This is a genomic window from Streptomyces sp. WELS2 (genome assembly GCF_013870595.1).
In the GTDB taxonomy this organism is placed as follows: domain Bacteria; phylum Actinomycetota; class Actinomycetes; order Streptomycetales; family Streptomycetaceae; genus Streptomyces.
The window spans coordinates 1-14,398 of sequence record NZ_JACBWZ010000089.1; the positions used below are offsets into that span (position 1 = coordinate 1).

Below are 14,398 nucleotides of genomic sequence, written 5' to 3' on the forward strand. Positions count from 1 at the left end.
CACCACCCGCGCCGCCTCCGGCCCGTCCGCCGCACCGCGCACGAGCGGTGCCGCGCCCGCCCCGCCCGCCGCCCCGTCCGCCGGCACTCCGCACTCGGCGGCCAGCGAGACGACCGCCGCCGCCCCGGCCAGCGAGTGGAAGCCGCCGCCGCAGTCGGTCGCCGAGGGCAGCGCGCTCGTGCCCGGTACCGGCAGGAAGCCGATCTCGCCGGTGCCGCCGGAGGCGCCGCGGCGCAGGGTGCCGTCCAGGACGACGGCGGCACCGACGCCGTGCCCCAGCCAGAGCAGGACGAAGGTGTCCCGGTCGCGCGCGGCGCCCTCGCGCTGCTCGGCCAGGGCGGCCAGGTTGGTCTCGTTCTCGACGGTCACCCGGGCGCCGGGCAGCCGGTCCTGGAGGGCCGCGACCAGGCTGCGGTGCCAGGCGGGCAGCCCGGCGGAATCCCTGAGGTCGCCGGTGGCCGGGTCGATCAGTCCCGGCGCCCCGATGCCGACCGTGTGCAGCCGGTCCGCGCCGCCCTCCTTCACGGCCCGCTCCACCGCGGCCACCGCCTGCTCCACCGCGGGCCCGGTCCCCATGTCCCCGCCGATCGGCGCGGACGCCTCGGCGAGCACCCGTCCGAGCAGGTCGGAGACCAGGACGAGGACGCCTTCGGTGCGCACGTCGAGCGCGGCGAGGTGGGCGCGGCCGGCCACGATGCCGTAGAGGCGGGCGTTGGGGCCCCGGCGCTGCTCGCCGGACTCGCCGACCACCGTGATCAGGCCGGCGACCGTGAGCCGGTCCACCAGGTCGGCGACGGTCGGCCGGGACAGGCCGGTCAGCTGCTTCAGCTGTCCCGCCGTCAGCGGGCCTTCCTGCTGCAGCAGCCGCAGGGCCAGCCGGTCGTTGAGGGCCCGGGCGGTGCTGGGTGATGCGGGCATGTCGGGGATCCTCCCAGATCGCTGCGGACCGGACGGCCGTACGCCGCGCACGGCCGACGCCCTATCTATCAGGCAGGGTTCCTGATAATTTACGCGCCGGGTCGCCGCGAGGGTCGGCCGGGGAGGGACAGGAACATGGGTGACATGAGCCCGGCAGGTGACGAGGTCCGGCGCGCCCGGTACGCCGTGGCGGCCGTGTTCGCCGTGCACGGCTCGGTGACCGGGTCGTTCGCCACGCGGGTGCCCTGGATCCAGGAGCACGCCGGGCTGAGCGCCGGCCAACTGGGGTTCGCGCTGGCCTTCACCGCGTTCGGCGCGGCGTGCGCGATGCCGCTGGCGGGCCGGGTCACCCACCGCTTCGGCAGCCGTACGGCCCTGCGCGGGCTGCTGGCGATGTGGACGCTGGCCCTGGTGCTGCCGTCCCTCGCGCCGAACCTGGTCACCCTGTGCCTGGCGCTGTTCGCCTACGGCGCCTCCTCGGGCATGTCCGACGTCGCGATGAACGCGCTCGGCGTGGAGGTCGAGCGGCTCCTCGGCAGGTCGGTGATGTCCGGGCTGCACGGCATGTGGAGCGCGGGTGCCCTGACCGGCTCGGCGGCCGGCACCCTGGCCGCGCATCTCGGGGCGGACGCGCGGGTGCACTTCGCGCTGGCCTCGGCCGTCCTCACCGTGCTCGGCTGCGCGGTCTGCGCCTGGGTGCTGGACGTCCAGCCCGGCGAGGACGAGGAGCCGCCGCCGCGGTTCGCGCTGCCGCCGCGCTCGGCCCTGCTGATCGGCGCGGTCGGGTTCTGCGCGGTGTTCGCCGAGGGCGCGACCCTGGACTGGTCGGCGGTGTTCCTGCGGGACCGGCTGGACAGCTCCGCCGGGCTCGCCGCGTCCGCCACGACCGGCTCCATGCTGACCATGGCCGTGGCCCGGATCGCCGGGGACGCGGTGGTCAACCGCTTCGGCGCGGTGCGCACGGTGCGGGCCGGCGGGGTGCTGGCCGTGCTGGGCGGGCTGCTGATCGTGTTCGCGCGGCACCCGGCACCGGCGATGACCGGGTTCGCGCTGATGGGGCTCGGCATCGCGGTGGTCGTCCCGCTGTGCTTCGCGGCCGCCGGACACGCCGGGCCCCACCCGAGCCAGGCCATCGCGGGCGTGGCGACCGTCACCTACACCTCCGGGCTGATCGCGCCGAGCCTGATCGGCGGGGTCGCCCAGGCGACCAGCCTGATGGTGTCCTTCTGTGTGGTGACGGCGCTGGCCTGCGGTCTCGCCGTGTTCTCGGGCGTCCTGCGCTCCGCCGAACGCGGGGACCGCGCGCGGGCGGATGCGCCGACCGCCGCGGCGCCGAGCCCGCGGTCCTGACGCGATCGGGTGTGTGAACCGGGTTCACGTACCCGGCCGCATGGGCGGAGAACCGCCGCTTACCCGCACAATGGTTCGGACCGTCCTCATGTACGTAAGAAAGCGAAACCCCACCATGGACCTCGGCGTGCGCTGGAAACTGCACGGTGACGGGCGCACGCCCGCTCCCGGAGCGGTGGTACGCCCCGACGAACGGCTGTCCTGGCCCCGCACCGTGGGCCTGGGCGCCCAGCACGTGGTCGCGATGTTCGGCGCCTCCTTCGTCGCCCCCGTACTCATGGGCCTGGACCCCAACCTGGCGATCATGATGTCGGGCGTGGCCACCGTGATCTTCCTGCTCGCCACCCGCGGCCGGGTGCCGAGCTACCTCGGCTGCTCCCTGTCGTTCGTGGGCGTGGCCGCCGTCATCCGCGCCCAGGGCGGCACCAGCGCGACCGTGACCGGCGCGGTGCTCGTCGTCGGCGCGGTGCTGTTCCTGGTGGGCCTGGCCGTGCAGCGGTTCGGCGCGCGGATCATCCACGCCGCCATGCCGCCGATCGTGACCGGTGCCGTCGTCATGCTGATCGGCTTCAACCTGGCCCCGGTCACCGCGTCCACCTACTGGCCGCAGGACCAGTGGACCGCCCTGCTGGTGATGCTCTTCACCGGGCTGGCGGTCGTGTGCCTGCGCGGTTTCTGGTCGCGCATCGCCATCTTCCTGGGTCTGGTCTTCGGCTACGGCATCTCCTGGGCCTTCGACCGGATCTTCGGCAGGATCCACTCCGTGAGCCCGAGCGGCAAGGTAACCGACCACTGGCGCCTGGACCTCTCCGCCGTCTCCCACGCCGACTGGATCGGGCTGCCCCACCTGCACGGGCCGTCCTTCCAGTGGTCGGCCGTCCTGGTCGCCCTGCCCGTGGTCATCGCCCTGGTCGCGGAGAACGCGGGCCATGTCAAGGCGGTCGGCGAGATGACCGGCGACCCGCTGGACGACAAGCTCGGCACGGCGATCTCCGCCGACGGTGTCGCCTCGGTGCTCTCCACCGCCGTCGGCGGCCCGCCGAACACCACCTACTCGGAGAACATCGGCGTGATGGCCGCGACCCGCGTCTACTCCACCGCCGCCTACTGGGCCGCCGCCGGCTTCGCCCTGCTCTTCGGCGTCTGCCCGAAGTTCGGCGCGATCGTGGCGGCCATCCCGGGCGGGGTGCTCGGCGGCATCACCGTCATCCTCTACGGCATGATCGGCCTGCTCGGCGCCCAGATCTGGATCAACGCCAAGGTGGACCTGCGCAACCCGCTGAACCTGGTCCCGGCCGCCGCGGGCATCATCATCGGCGTCGGCAACGTCTCCATGAAGTTCACCGACACCTTCTCGCTCAGCGGCATCGCCCTCGGCACCCTGGTCGTCATCACCGGCTACCACGCCCTGCGCGCCTTCGCCCCGGCCCACCTGAAGACGCAGGAGCCCCTGCTGGACGAGGGCACGTCGACGTACGACACGGAGGCGGACGCGGAGACCGGCTCGCAGGCGGACACCCGGGCGCCGCACGCCAAGCCCTGACCGGCGCTCCCGCGCCGCGCCGTTCCCCCGTTCCGGGGAAGCACCGGGCCGGTCGGCACGCCGGCCGGCACCGGGCTGGGACCCTTCCGCCATGGCTTCCCCCATGGCGCGGCCCGCGGCACCCACCACCTCCGTCGACGCCGTCGTGGCCCGGATGCGCGCACTGGAGACGATCCTGCCCGCGTGGGACGGCGTCGCCGTGTTCAACCGCGTCTACCTCACCGTCACCGAGGAGGTCGGCCGGCGGCTGACCGCGGGCGAGTTCCCGGACCCATGGGCGGCGGGCACCCTGGACGTGCGGTTCGCCGAGCGCTATCTGGCGGCGGTCGAGGCGGCCGACGGGGACCGCCGCCCGCCCGCCTGCTGGCGGCCGCTGTTCCAGCTGCGCCGCCACCCCGGGGTACGGCCGCTCCAGTTCGCCCTGGCCGGCGTCAACGCGCACATCGGGCACGACCTGCCCCTGGCGGTGGTCGACACCTGCCGGGCGCTCGGCTGCGAACCGGCTGATCTGGAGGACGAGTTCGACCGGGTGGGCGAGCTGCTCGTGGCGCTGGAGGAACGCGTCCGCGAGGATCTGATGCCGGGCCCGGATCTGCTCCAGCTCGCCGACCCGCTCACCCATCTGCTGGGCTCGTGGAGCCTGGACCGGGCCCGGGACGCGGCCTGGGCGGCGGCCCGCGCCCTGTGGGCGCTGCGGCACTGCGCCCAGATCGCCGAGGAGTTCACCGAGCGGCTGGACGCGGCGGTCGGGTTCGCGGGCCGGATGCTGCTGACCCCGCTGCCCCGCTGAACGCGGCCGCGGGCCGGGGGTTGGCGAAGGCGCGGGCGGCCGGAATCCGGGTCCGGCCGCCCGCGCCTCGGTCCGTCTCCCGGGTCAGTCCTCGGGAAGCTCCACCGGGGCGATCTCGTCGTAGACGTCACCCGGGCCCGGGTTCGACGGGTCGGTCGTGCCGCCGAAGTGGTGCATCACGCCCCACACCGCGTTCAGCGCGGTCTGCACGGCGCCCTCGGCCCAGCCGGCCGTCCAGGAGATGTCGTCGCCGGCGAGGAAGATGCCCCGCTTGTCCTCGGGCAGCCGGTCCTGCATGAAGTGGGTGAACAGGCGCCGCTGGTAGCGGTAGTGGCCCGGCAGGTTGGCCTTGAACGCGCCCATGAAGTAGGGCTCGTTCTCCCAGGAGACCGTCACCGGGTTGCCGATGATGTGCTTGCGGATGTCGACCTTCGGGTAGATCTCGCCGAGCGACTTCAGCATGACCTCCATCCGCTCGTTCGCGGACAGCGGCAGCCACTTCAGGCTGTCGTCGCACCAGGTGTACGACAGGCAGATCACGGCGGGCTTGCCGGGGCCGTTGTCGAGCAGGTAGGTGCCGCGGGTCATGCGGTCGGTGAGCGTCATCGACATGACGTCCCGGCCGGTCTCCTCGTCCTTGTCCAGCCAGAACGGCCGGTCCACCGGCACGAAGAGCTTGCTGGACTCCATGTAGTGGGTGCGCTCGATCGCGGTCCAGTGGTCGATCGGGAACAGCGAGTCGTCGCAGGCGATCTTGGACAGCAGCATCCAGGACTGGGCGGTGAAGATCGCCGCCCGGTAGGTGCGGATGTCGCCGTTCGCGTCCGTCACGGTGATCCCGTTGCCCGCGGTGCGGTGCAGCCGGGTCACGGCCGGACGCGGCTCGCCGTCCACGTGCAGGGTCTTCAGCGAGGTGCCGTGCGGCCAGTGCACGATCTTCTCCGGCGCGCGCTCCCACAGGCGCAGCGGCAGCTGCTGGGAGCCGCCGACGATGCCGCGGTGGTGGTCGTCGGCCTCGGTGTAGACGACGCGCAGGATCTCCAGGATGGAGTTCGGGAAGTCGGTGTCCCAGCCGCCGGTGCCGAAGCCGACCTGGCCGAAGATCTCCCGGTGCCGGAAGGACTTGAACGCCTCGGAGTCGCACAGGAAGCCGTAGAAGGTCTGGTTGTCGAGCTTCTCGACCAGCTTCGCCCAGATCTCCCGGATGCGCGGCACGTCCCGCTCGCGCATCGCCCGGTTCATGTCGGAGAAGTCGGCGCCCTCCTCCAGGCACTTGTTCCAGGCCTCGGCGACGTCCCGGTACACCTGGGGCAGGTCGTCGATGGTGACGGCGTAGTGCGACTCGCCCTTGAGGTCGACCACGGTCGAGGGGGTGGCCTCGGCCAGCGGGTTCGGGAAGGGCCTGGTCTCCAGCCCGACCAGGTCGATGTAGTGCTGGAGGGCGGTGGAGGACGGCGGGAAGCGCATGGCGCCCATCTCGGCGGTCAGCGAGTCGTCGCAGCCCTCGAAGCCGACCGTGCGGAGCCGGCCGCCGATCTGGTCGGCCTCGTAGACGACGGGCTTGAGGCCCATCTTCATCAGCTCGTAGGCGGCGACGATGCCGGACAGGCCGCCGCCGATGACCGCGACCTCGGTGCCGTGCTCGGTCGCCGGGACCTGGCCGAGGCCCGCCGGGTGGGCGAGGAAGTCGTCGTAGGCGTAGGGGAAGTCCGGGCCGAACATGGTGATCGGCGGCTGCTGCTCGTCGGTGTGCTCGACGGCGTTGGGCACCGTGGACGTCATGGGGTACGGACTCCTTGCGTGGTGGAACGGGGTGAGGCTGTCGCGGCCGCTCGCGCGCAGCTTTCCTTCGCGGCTGGTCCGCGGCTCAGACCAGGGACCCGTACAGACCGGGGCGGCGGTCCGCCAGGTACGGGTTGTTCTCCCGGGAGGCGGCCAGGAAGGCGGGGTCGGCGTCGGCGACCACCAGCTGCTCGGCGCGGCCGGCACGGGTGCGGGCGACGCCGTCGGGACCGGCGAGGACGGAGAGGCCGACGAACTCGAACTCCCCTTCCGCACCGACCCGGTTGACGTAGGCGACGTACATCTGGTTCTCGAAGGCGCGCACCGGGATCATCGACTCGGCGACGAACTGGAAGGGGTGCATCTGCGCGGTCGGTACGACGAGGAGGTCGGTGCCGGCCAGGGCGTGGGCGCGGACGTTCTCCGGGAACTCGACGTCGTAGCAGATCAGCAGGCCCACGGTGAGGCCGTTCAGCTCGGCCTGGACGACCTGCCGCTCGCCCGGCGTGAAGTGGTCGCGCTCGAAGCAGCCGAAGAGGTGGGTCTTGCGGTAGTTGGCGAGCCGGGTGCCGTCGGCACCGATCAGCTGGGCGGAGTTGAAGACGGTGTCGCCGTCGCGCTCCGGGTAGCCGTAGACGAGGGCCAGGCCGTGCCGGGTGGCGATCTCGGCGACCGCGTCGGCGGATTCGCCGTCGGCGGGCTCGGCGAGGCGGGCGATGTCGTCGCCGATCGCGTACCCGGTGAGGAACATCTCCGGCGCGGCCAGCAGCCCGGCGCCCGCGGCGGCGGCGCGGCCCGCGGCCTCGTCGAGGACCTTGAGGTTCTCGGCGACCGAGCCGGGACGGCCGGAGCTCTGGAGCAGGGCGGTGCGCATGCGTCATCCTCACCGGAACGAAGGGGGTCGGGGTTCAGGAAGACGGTACGGGCGGCGCGCTCGGCCGGACAAGAAGGAGCCGTTGCGCGCGCGTGCGCAGTTCGTTGCACGAGAACGGGGTTCGGCGGCGATTCGTTGCGCGGGCCGGCGGGTGTCCCCGGAAAAGCAGTCGGGGCGCCCTGTCGTACGCCGGGTGCGGGCCGTATGGGCCACGCACCCGGCGACGACGAGGCGCCCCGGGCGGCCGTCCGCTCCTAACCCGGTGCCCCCGAGGAGAAGCGGCGCAGCAGGGGGGACAGGACCAGGACGGACTTGGTGCGTTCCACGAACGGCTCGCCCGCGATCCGCTCCAGGACCCGCTCGAAGTGCCGCATGTCGGAGGCGAAGACCTGGGCGATCGCGTCCGCGTCGCCGGTGACGGTCGACGCGGCCACGACCTCCTGGTACCGCTCCAGACCCCGCTGGATGGTCTCCGGGGAGGTGTTGCTCCGGCAGTAGATCTCGATGTACCCCTCGGTCTCCCAGCCGAGCGCCGCCGGGTCCACCCGGACGGTGAACCCGGTGATGGCTCCGGTGGCCCGCAACCGGTCCACGCGCCGCTTCACCGCGGGCGCGGACAGGCCGATCAGCTGCCCGATGTCCGCGTAGGAGCGGCGGGCGTCCTCGGCGAGGGCGTGCACGATGCGTTCGTCGAGATCGTTCAGCACAGGGGGTCGTTCACTTCTTCGGTTCGGTCACTTCACTGCCGTCACCGCGAGGTCGTCGTCGGTCGCGAGACGGGAACGGCGATAGCCGTACAGGAAGTAGAACACGAGCCCGGCGGCCATCCAGCATCCGAAGACGACCCAGGTCACGGTGTCGAGGCTGAACATGTTGTACGCGCAGAACAGGAAGCCCAGCACCGGCAGCAGCGGCCCGAACGGCACCTTGAAGGTCCGCTCCAGGTTGGGCCGCTTGTAGCGCAGCACGATGACCGCGATGTTGACCAGACCGAAGGCGAACAGGGTGCCGATGCTGGTGGCGTCGACGAGCTTGCCCAGCGGGATGAGGGCGGCGAGCGCACCGCAGAACAGGGAGACGATCACCGTGTTGAGGCGGGGGGCGCCGGTCTTGCGGTGGACCTTGCCGAGCGCCTTGGGCACCAGGCCGTCGCGGGACATCGCGAAGAGGATGCGGGTCTGGCCGTAGAGCACGGTGAGCACCACGCTCGCGATGGAGATGACCGCGCCGAGCGCCAGCATCGTGCCCCAGAAGGTCTGGCCGCTGACGTCGTTCATGATCGCGGCGAGGGAGGCCTCCGAGCCGTCGAACTTCTTCCAGTTCCAGGCGCCGACGGCGACACCGGCGACGAGCACGTACAGCGCGGTGACGATGATCAGCGACAGCATGATCGCCCGGGGCAGGTCCCGCTTGGGGTCCTTGGCCTCCTCACCGGCGGTGGAGGCGGCGTCGAAGCCGATGTACGAGAAGAACAGCGTGGCACCGGCGGCGCTGACGCCGCTCATGCCCAGCGGCATGAAGTCGGCGTAGTTGCCGGACTTGAAGCCCGTGATGCCGACCGCGCAGAACAGCACGAGGGCGACGATCTTCACGCACACCATGACCGTGTTGGCGCGGGCGGACTCGCGGGCGCCGCCGAGCAGGAAGACCATCGCCAGCAGGACGACGATCAGCGCGGGCAGGTTGATGACACCGCCCTCGCCGGGGGCCGAGGACAGCACGTTGGGGATGGTGACGCCGATGGTGCCGTCCAGCAGCTGGTTCAGGTACTCGCCCCAGCCGACGGCGACGGCGGCCACCGAGACGCCGTACTCCAGGATCAGGCACCAGCCGCAGACCCAGGCGACCAGCTCGCCCAGCGTTGCGTATGCGTACGAGTAGGAGGAGCCGGCGACCGGGATGCTGCCCGCCAGCTCGGCGTAGGACAGGGCCGAGAACAGCGCGGTGAGGCCGGCGATCACGAAGGACAGGGTGATCGCGGGGCCGGCCTCGGGGACGGCGTCGCCGAGGACGACGAAGATGCCGGTGCCGAGGGTGGCACCGATGCTGATCATGGTCAGCTGCCACAGCCCGAGGGAGCGCCGCAGCTGTCCTCCCTCGCCGTGGCCGCCCTCCGCGACCAGGCGTTCCACCGGCTTGCGTCGCATCAGGCGCGCGGCGACGCCCGGGGACGCGGGGGCGGCCGGTATCTGGTTCTGCGGGGGTGCGCCTTGGTCGAGCACGCGCTGGCTCCTTATCGCTGCCGGTGTGGTGCGGACGCGGACCGGCAGGAGAGCCGGCCCTCGTGGACGGGGACCGGTGGGCCTGCGAGGGCAGGAACCCACCGAGCGGGGTCCCCGCCACGCACGTACTAGCGCAGCACCCTATGAGGCGGGCCTTCACGGGCGTAATGCAGCAACCTTGCGCATCCCCGCAGAATCATTGCGTTCATCCGGCCCGGATGACAAATCGTTGCGCACGGGCTTTCGACCGTTGCGCGACGGCTCCGGAGAGCGCCTCTGCCCAGGTCGGCCGAGACGGCGACGGCCCCCGCCGTTCCCGGGTGGGGAACGACGGGGGCCGTCGTGCGGACGCGGAGGGGAGCGGGTCAGCTCCAGCTGGCGTGCAGCGGCTTGCCCTCGGCGTAGCCGGCCGCGCTCTGGACGCCGACGATCGCCTTCTCGGCGAACTCCTCCAGCGAGCCGGCACCGGCGTAGGTGCAGGAGGAGCGGACACCCGCGATGATCGAGTCGATCAGGTCCTCGACGCCCGGACGGGCCGGGTCGAGGAACATCCGGGAGGTCGAGATGCCCTCCTCGAACAGCGCCTTGCGGGCCCGGTCGTAGGCCGACTCCTCCGAGGTGCGGTTGCGCACGGCACGCGCGGAGGCCATGCCGAAGGACTCCTTGTAGGCACGGCCCTGGGCGTCGTGCTGGAGGTCGCCCGGCGACTCGTAGGTGCCGGCGAACCAGGAGCCGATCATCACGTTGGACGCGCCGGCCGCGAGGGCCATGGCGACGTCGCGCGGGTGGCGGACACCGCCGTCGGCCCACACGTGCTTGCCGTACTTCTTCGCCTCGGCGGCGCACTCCAGGACGGCGGAGAACTGCGGGCGGCCCACGCCGGTCATCATGCGGGTGGTGCACATGGCGCCCGGGCCGACACCGACCTTGATGATGTCGGCGCCCGCGTCGATCAGGTCCTTCACACCCTCGGCGGAGACGATGTTGCCCGCGACGATCGGCACCTTCGGGTCGAGGGCGCGCACCACCTGGACGGCGCTGATCATCGACTCCTGGTGGCCGTGCGCGGTGTCGATGACGAGCGTGTCCACGCCCGCGTCGAGCAGCTGCTTGGCCTTGCCCGCCACGTCGCCGTTGATGCCGACGGCGGCGGCGATCCGCAGCTTGCCGTCGGCGTCCACGGCCGGGGTGTACAGCGTGGCGCGCAGGGCGCCCTTGCGGGTGAGGATGCCGGCGAGCCTGCCGTCCTTGTCGACGGCCGGGGCGTAGCGGCGGTTGTGGTGGTCGAGGGTGTTGAAGGCCTCGCGCGGGTCGATGTCGGCGTCCAGCAGGAGCAGGTCCTTGGACATGACGACTTCGAGCTGGGTGAAGCGGTCGACGCCGGTCAGGTCGGCGTCGGTGACGACACCGACGGGCCGGTGGTTCTCGTCCACGACCACGCCGGCGTTGTGCGCGCGCTTGGGCAGCAGCGCCAGGGCGTCGGCGACGGTCTGGTGCGGGGCCAGCACGATCGGGGTGTCCAGCACCAGGTGCCGGCTCTTCACCCAGGAGATCACTTCGGTGACGACATCGATCGGGATGTCCTGCGGGATGACCACGAGCCCGCCGCGGCGGGCCACCGTCTCGGCCATGCGGCGGCCGGCGATGGCGGTCATGTTCGCGACGACGAGCGGGATGGTGGTGCCCGTCCCGTCCGGCGAGGCGAGGTCCACGCCCTGACGCGATCCCACCGCGGAGCGGCGCGGCACCATGAACACGTCGTCGTACGTCAGGTCGTACGCGGGCTGGATGTCATTGAGGAAACGCACGTGCTGCACATCCCAGTCGATCAGAGGTGACCCCCTGACAGGTGTGCCAGGGGGAAAGAGCACGTACTTCATTCTCCCATGGCGGGCCCTCCGTCCGCCCTGACAGAACATCCAGGGTCGCGGCCGGGCGGCTAGGAGGTTCCTCCAAGGGCGAGGGCGACGGTGAGGTGGGGGGTCCGGTCCGCGGCCTCGGTGAGGACCTCCTCGGCGGTCCGCCACTCCTCGGGCCGGGCCCCGGCGTACGGCCGCCAGCCCCGTACGACGATCAGCAGCCCGCGTTCCACGGCGCCCTCGGGCCAGACCGTGTGGTCGGACAGGGAGTCGGCCAGCGCGTCCCAGTTGCGGCCGAACCAGTCGGGCAGCGCCAGGGCCCGGACGGTGCGGTCCATCAGGCCCGCCTTGTCCGTGACGCCGTCGAGGTCGAGCACGGCCACGAGCGGGCCGGCCGGGTCTTGGCTCATCTCAGTACCGCCCGGAACGAGTCGTAGTGGTCGTCGGTGTAGTAGATCTCCCCGCCCCGCCCGGTGACCAGGCGGCGGGCGCCGCGGTCGCGGGAGCCGGGGGTCTTCACGGTGTACTCGTGGTAGTAGCCGCGCCGGTGTTTCGGCAGGTGCCCCTCGAAGTTCCCGAAGACGGCCCCGTCCTGGGCGTAGGGGAAGGGTCCGCCCCGGTCGATCAGGGCCAGGGTCCGGCGGGCCTCGGCGGGCAGCCGGGACGCGGGGACCGTGGCCATGCCGTGCGCCCAGGCGGGGGCGGACGGGGCCGGGGAGGCCGGCGGGGAGCCGCCGGAGCATCCCGTCAGCAGGACGGCGAGGCAGACCAGCAGACCGGCGAGGGCGCGGGGGACGAACCGTGGCGGCATGCGTCGATGCTGCCACGGCCGTCCCGCCCGGGCCCGCCGGGGGCCCGGTGTCAGATTCCGTCGGGGTCCTGGCGGCTCAGCGCGGGCTTGGGTGCCTGGCCCGCCGTCAGCAGGTGGTCGGCGGCCGAGGTGTCGGTCACGAGGCTGGTGACCAGCCCGGAGCGCAGCACCGCGTCGATCGCGGCGGCCTTGCGCTGCCCGCCCGCGATCGCCACCACCTCCGGGATGCGGCGCAGCTGGTCGGCCTTGACCGTGATACACCGCTCCCCCAGGTCCCGGCCGATCCGGCGCCCCTCGGCGTCGAAGAGGTGCGCGGACATCTCGGCGGCGACGCCGAGCGAGGCGTAGTGCGCGCGCTCCTCGTCGCTGAGCATGTCGTGCACGGTCGAGATGCCCGGCTCCCAGGAGCCGATGGAGACACAGGCGACCGTGACCTTGTCGAAGTACTCGAAGGCCCGGGCGATCCCGGTCTGGTTGCGCAGCGCCGCCGCGGTGGCCGCGTCCGGCAGCAGCATCGGCGCGTAGATGGGGTGCGCGTCGCCGCCGGAGACCTGGGCGGCCCGGCGGACGGCCTCCACCGAGCCCCGCTCGGCGGTCCCGGCGTCGTACACGCCCGTCAGCTGCACCACCGTGCACGGCGGCAGCCGGTCGAGCGCCGCCGCCATGTGGATGGTGGACCGGCCCCAGGCCAGCCCGAGCACGTCGCCCTCGTTGACGAGTTCGCCGAGCAGGTCGGCGGCGACCTCGCCGAGGTTCTCGGGGTCCGGGGTCTCCTCCGCCTCGGCCGGGGACTCGACCACGACGGCGTGCCTGAGGCCGTAGCGGGCGCGGAGCGCGTCGGAACGCTCGGCGTCCAGCTCGGCCGGCACACGGATCTCGATGCGTACGAGGTCCCGTTCGAGGGCGGTCTCCAGGACCCGGGCCACCTTGAAGCGGCTGACGCCGAACTCCTCCGCGATCTGGATCTTGGACTTGCCCTCGAGGTAGAAGCGGCGGGCCATGGCCGCCGCCTGCACCAGCTCAGCGGGTCCCATCCGCATGGCTGACCGGCCCGCCGACATACCCGACACGGCGATCTCCTCACTGCTGTTCACACTCTGGATTCGCCGTTCATCCTCGCAGATTCGGGGCGACTGATCCGCCCTGATGGGCGGCCTTCATTCAACCGTTCACTTCGCCGTGGCTCAGTGGTCGCATGCCCAGGACGCCTTGGCGGTGGCCGACTCCGCCTGGGCGCGCAGCGCGCGCACGGCCTCGGCCGGATCCTGCGCCCCGTACACGGCCGAGCCGGCGACGAACACGTCCGCTCCCGCGTCCGCGCACCGCTCGATGGTGGCGGCCGACACACCGCCGTCGACCTGGAGCCACAGCTCGAGACCGTGCTTCTTGATCAGCTCCCGGGTGCGGCGGATCTTGGGCAGCATGATGTCGAGGAACGCCTGGCCGCCGAAGCCCGGCTCGACCGTCATGATCAGCAGCATGTCGAGTTCCGGCAGCAGGTCCTCGAACGGCTCGATGGGCGTCGCGGGCTTCAGCGCCATGGACGCGCGGGCGCCCTTGGCGCGGATCTCCCGGGCGAGCCGCACCGGGGCGGCCGCCGCCTCCACGTGGAAGGTGACCGACGACGCCCCGGCCTCCACGTACTGCGGGGCCCACCGGTCGGGGTCCTCGATCATCAGATGGCAGTCCAGCGGGGTGTCCGTCGCCCGGGCCAGGGACTCCACCACCGGCACGCCGAGGGTGAGGTTCGGGACGAAGTGGTTGTCCATGACGTCGACATGGAGCCAGTCGGCGCCGCGGACCGCCTCGGCCTCGTCCGCGAGGCGGGCGAAGTCGGCGGACAGGATGCTGGGATTGATCTGCACGGACATGGCCCCAAGCCTATGCCCTGCCGGGAGGGGCGGGCCGGGCCCGGGGCCGTCTGCGCTACGCGGTCCTGCGGACCAGGGCCAGGTACATCGCGTCCGTGCCGTGCAGGTGGGGCCACAGCTGGATGTCGGGGCCCTCGCCGAGGCCGGGGAGGGCGGGCAGCAGGGGGCGGGCGTCGATCAGGTCGGTGCCGGGGCGCTCCTTGAGGACGTCGGCCACCACCGCCCGGGTCTCGGCCAGGTGCGGGGAGCAGGTGGCGTAGCCGACGACGCCGCCGACGCGTACCGAGTCCAGGGCGGTGCGCAGCAGGGCCCGCTGGAGCGGGGCGAAGGTGTCCAGGTGGTCGCCTGCTCGATGTCGTCCCAGGCGGTGGCGGCCTC

At 72.4% G+C, this 14,398-nt stretch carries 13 protein-coding genes and 1 pseudogene; 3 read left to right on the forward strand and 11 right to left on the reverse strand.

Annotation, left to right across the window (positions count from 1 at the left end; translation table 11 throughout):
• On the reverse strand, positions 1-918 hold a 918-nt coding region (locus tag H5J33_RS08500; protein WP_258564963.1), incomplete at its 3' end, for an ROK family transcriptional regulator.
• A 135-nt stretch (positions 919-1,053) separates the two neighbouring features.
• Between H5J33_RS08500 and H5J33_RS08505 the strand changes: the two genes are divergently transcribed.
• The 3 genes from H5J33_RS08505 (at position 1,054) to H5J33_RS08515 (ending at position 4,601) form a co-directional block, all read left to right on the forward strand.
• Entirely contained in the window at positions 1,054-2,268 is a 1,215-nt protein-coding gene (locus H5J33_RS08505) for an MFS transporter (protein WP_181794268.1), read from the forward strand.
• A gap of 115 nt (positions 2,269-2,383) precedes the next feature.
• Positions 2,384-3,811 carry a uracil-xanthine permease family protein gene (locus H5J33_RS08510; RefSeq protein ID WP_181794269.1) on the forward strand — a complete coding sequence of 476 codons (1,428 nt, stop codon included), beginning with the start codon at positions 2,384-2,386 and terminating at the stop codon, positions 3,809-3,811.
• A 91-nt stretch (positions 3,812-3,902) separates the two neighbouring features.
• Positions 3,903-4,601 carry a DUF5995 family protein gene (locus H5J33_RS08515; RefSeq protein ID WP_399552793.1) on the forward strand — a complete coding sequence of 233 codons (699 nt, stop codon included), beginning with the start codon at positions 3,903-3,905 and terminating at the stop codon, positions 4,599-4,601.
• A gap of 84 nt (positions 4,602-4,685) precedes the next feature.
• On the opposite strand, the gene H5J33_RS08520 is transcribed toward H5J33_RS08515, so the two are convergent.
• The 10 genes and pseudogenes from H5J33_RS08520 to H5J33_RS08565 all read right to left on the reverse strand — a co-directional run.
• Positions 4,686-6,383 carry an NAD(P)/FAD-dependent oxidoreductase gene (locus H5J33_RS08520; protein WP_181794270.1) on the reverse strand — a complete coding sequence of 566 codons (1,698 nt, stop codon included), beginning with the start codon at positions 6,381-6,383 and terminating at the stop codon, positions 4,686-4,688.
• An 85-nt stretch (positions 6,384-6,468) separates the two neighbouring features.
• Positions 6,469-7,257 carry a carbon-nitrogen hydrolase family protein gene (locus H5J33_RS08525; protein WP_181794271.1) on the reverse strand — a complete coding sequence of 263 codons (789 nt, stop codon included), beginning with the start codon at positions 7,255-7,257 and terminating at the stop codon, positions 6,469-6,471.
• 254 nt (positions 7,258-7,511) lie between these two features.
• Positions 7,512-7,964, reverse strand: a complete 453-nt coding sequence (locus H5J33_RS08530) for an Lrp/AsnC family transcriptional regulator (protein WP_030620185.1) — start codon at positions 7,962-7,964, stop codon at positions 7,512-7,514.
• A gap of 27 nt (positions 7,965-7,991) precedes the next feature.
• Positions 7,992-9,479, reverse strand: a complete 1,488-nt coding sequence (locus tag H5J33_RS08535; protein ID WP_181794272.1) for an amino acid permease — start codon at positions 9,477-9,479, stop codon at positions 7,992-7,994.
• 365 nt (positions 9,480-9,844) lie between these two features.
• Positions 9,845-11,287 carry a GuaB1 family IMP dehydrogenase-related protein gene (locus H5J33_RS08540; protein WP_181794273.1) on the reverse strand — a complete coding sequence of 481 codons (1,443 nt, stop codon included), beginning with the start codon at positions 11,285-11,287 and terminating at the stop codon, positions 9,845-9,847.
• Between the two features lie 131 nt (positions 11,288-11,418).
• Positions 11,419-11,748 carry a barstar family protein gene (locus H5J33_RS08545; protein WP_181794274.1) on the reverse strand — a complete coding sequence of 110 codons (330 nt, stop codon included), beginning with the start codon at positions 11,746-11,748 and terminating at the stop codon, positions 11,419-11,421.
• Entirely contained in the window at positions 11,745-12,149 is a 405-nt protein-coding gene (locus H5J33_RS08550; protein ID WP_181794275.1) for a ribonuclease domain-containing protein, read from the reverse strand. Before H5J33_RS08550 ends, H5J33_RS08545 begins: the two co-directional genes overlap by 4 nt.
• Positions 12,150-12,199: 50 nt before the next feature.
• Positions 12,200-13,243 carry a sugar-binding transcriptional regulator gene (locus tag H5J33_RS08555; RefSeq protein ID WP_181794276.1) on the reverse strand — a complete coding sequence of 348 codons (1,044 nt, stop codon included), beginning with the start codon at positions 13,241-13,243 and terminating at the stop codon, positions 12,200-12,202.
• 90 nt (positions 13,244-13,333) lie between these two features.
• The gene (gene rpe / locus H5J33_RS08560) at positions 13,334-14,020 is read right to left on the reverse strand and encodes a ribulose-phosphate 3-epimerase (RefSeq protein ID WP_181794277.1); all 687 of its coding nucleotides are present in this window, start codon (positions 14,018-14,020) and stop codon (positions 13,334-13,336) included.
• 55 nt (positions 14,021-14,075) lie between these two features.
• Positions 14,076-14,398: pseudogene (locus H5J33_RS08565) on the reverse strand (rRNA cytosine-C5-methyltransferase); the annotation flags it as partial.

What these genes read in the sequence shown, in the direction of transcription:
- H5J33_RS08505 (WP_181794268.1), top strand. Translation starts at nt 1,054, where the DNA reads ATGGGTGACATGAGCCCGGCAGGTGACGAGGTCCGGCGCGCCCGGTAC.
- H5J33_RS08510 (WP_181794269.1), top strand. Translation starts at nt 2,384, where the DNA reads ATGGACCTCGGCGTGCGCTGGAAACTGCACGGTGACGGGCGCACGCCC.
- H5J33_RS08515 (WP_399552793.1), top strand. Translation starts at nt 3,903, where the DNA reads ATGGCTTCCCCCATGGCGCGGCCCGCGGCACCCACCACCTCCGTCGAC.
- H5J33_RS08520 (WP_181794270.1), bottom strand. Translation starts at nt 6,383, where the DNA reads ATGACGTCCACGGTGCCCAACGCCGTCGAGCACACCGACGAGCAGCAG.
- H5J33_RS08525 (WP_181794271.1), bottom strand. Translation starts at nt 7,257, where the DNA reads ATGCGCACCGCCCTGCTCCAGAGCTCCGGCCGTCCCGGCTCGGTCGCC.
- H5J33_RS08545 (WP_181794274.1), bottom strand. Translation starts at nt 11,748, where the DNA reads ATGAGCCAAGACCCGGCCGGCCCGCTCGTGGCCGTGCTCGACCTCGAC.
- H5J33_RS08550 (WP_181794275.1), bottom strand. Translation starts at nt 12,149, where the DNA reads ATGCCGCCACGGTTCGTCCCCCGCGCCCTCGCCGGTCTGCTGGTCTGC.
- rpe (WP_181794277.1), bottom strand. Translation starts at nt 14,020, where the DNA reads ATGTCCGTGCAGATCAATCCCAGCATCCTGTCCGCCGACTTCGCCCGC.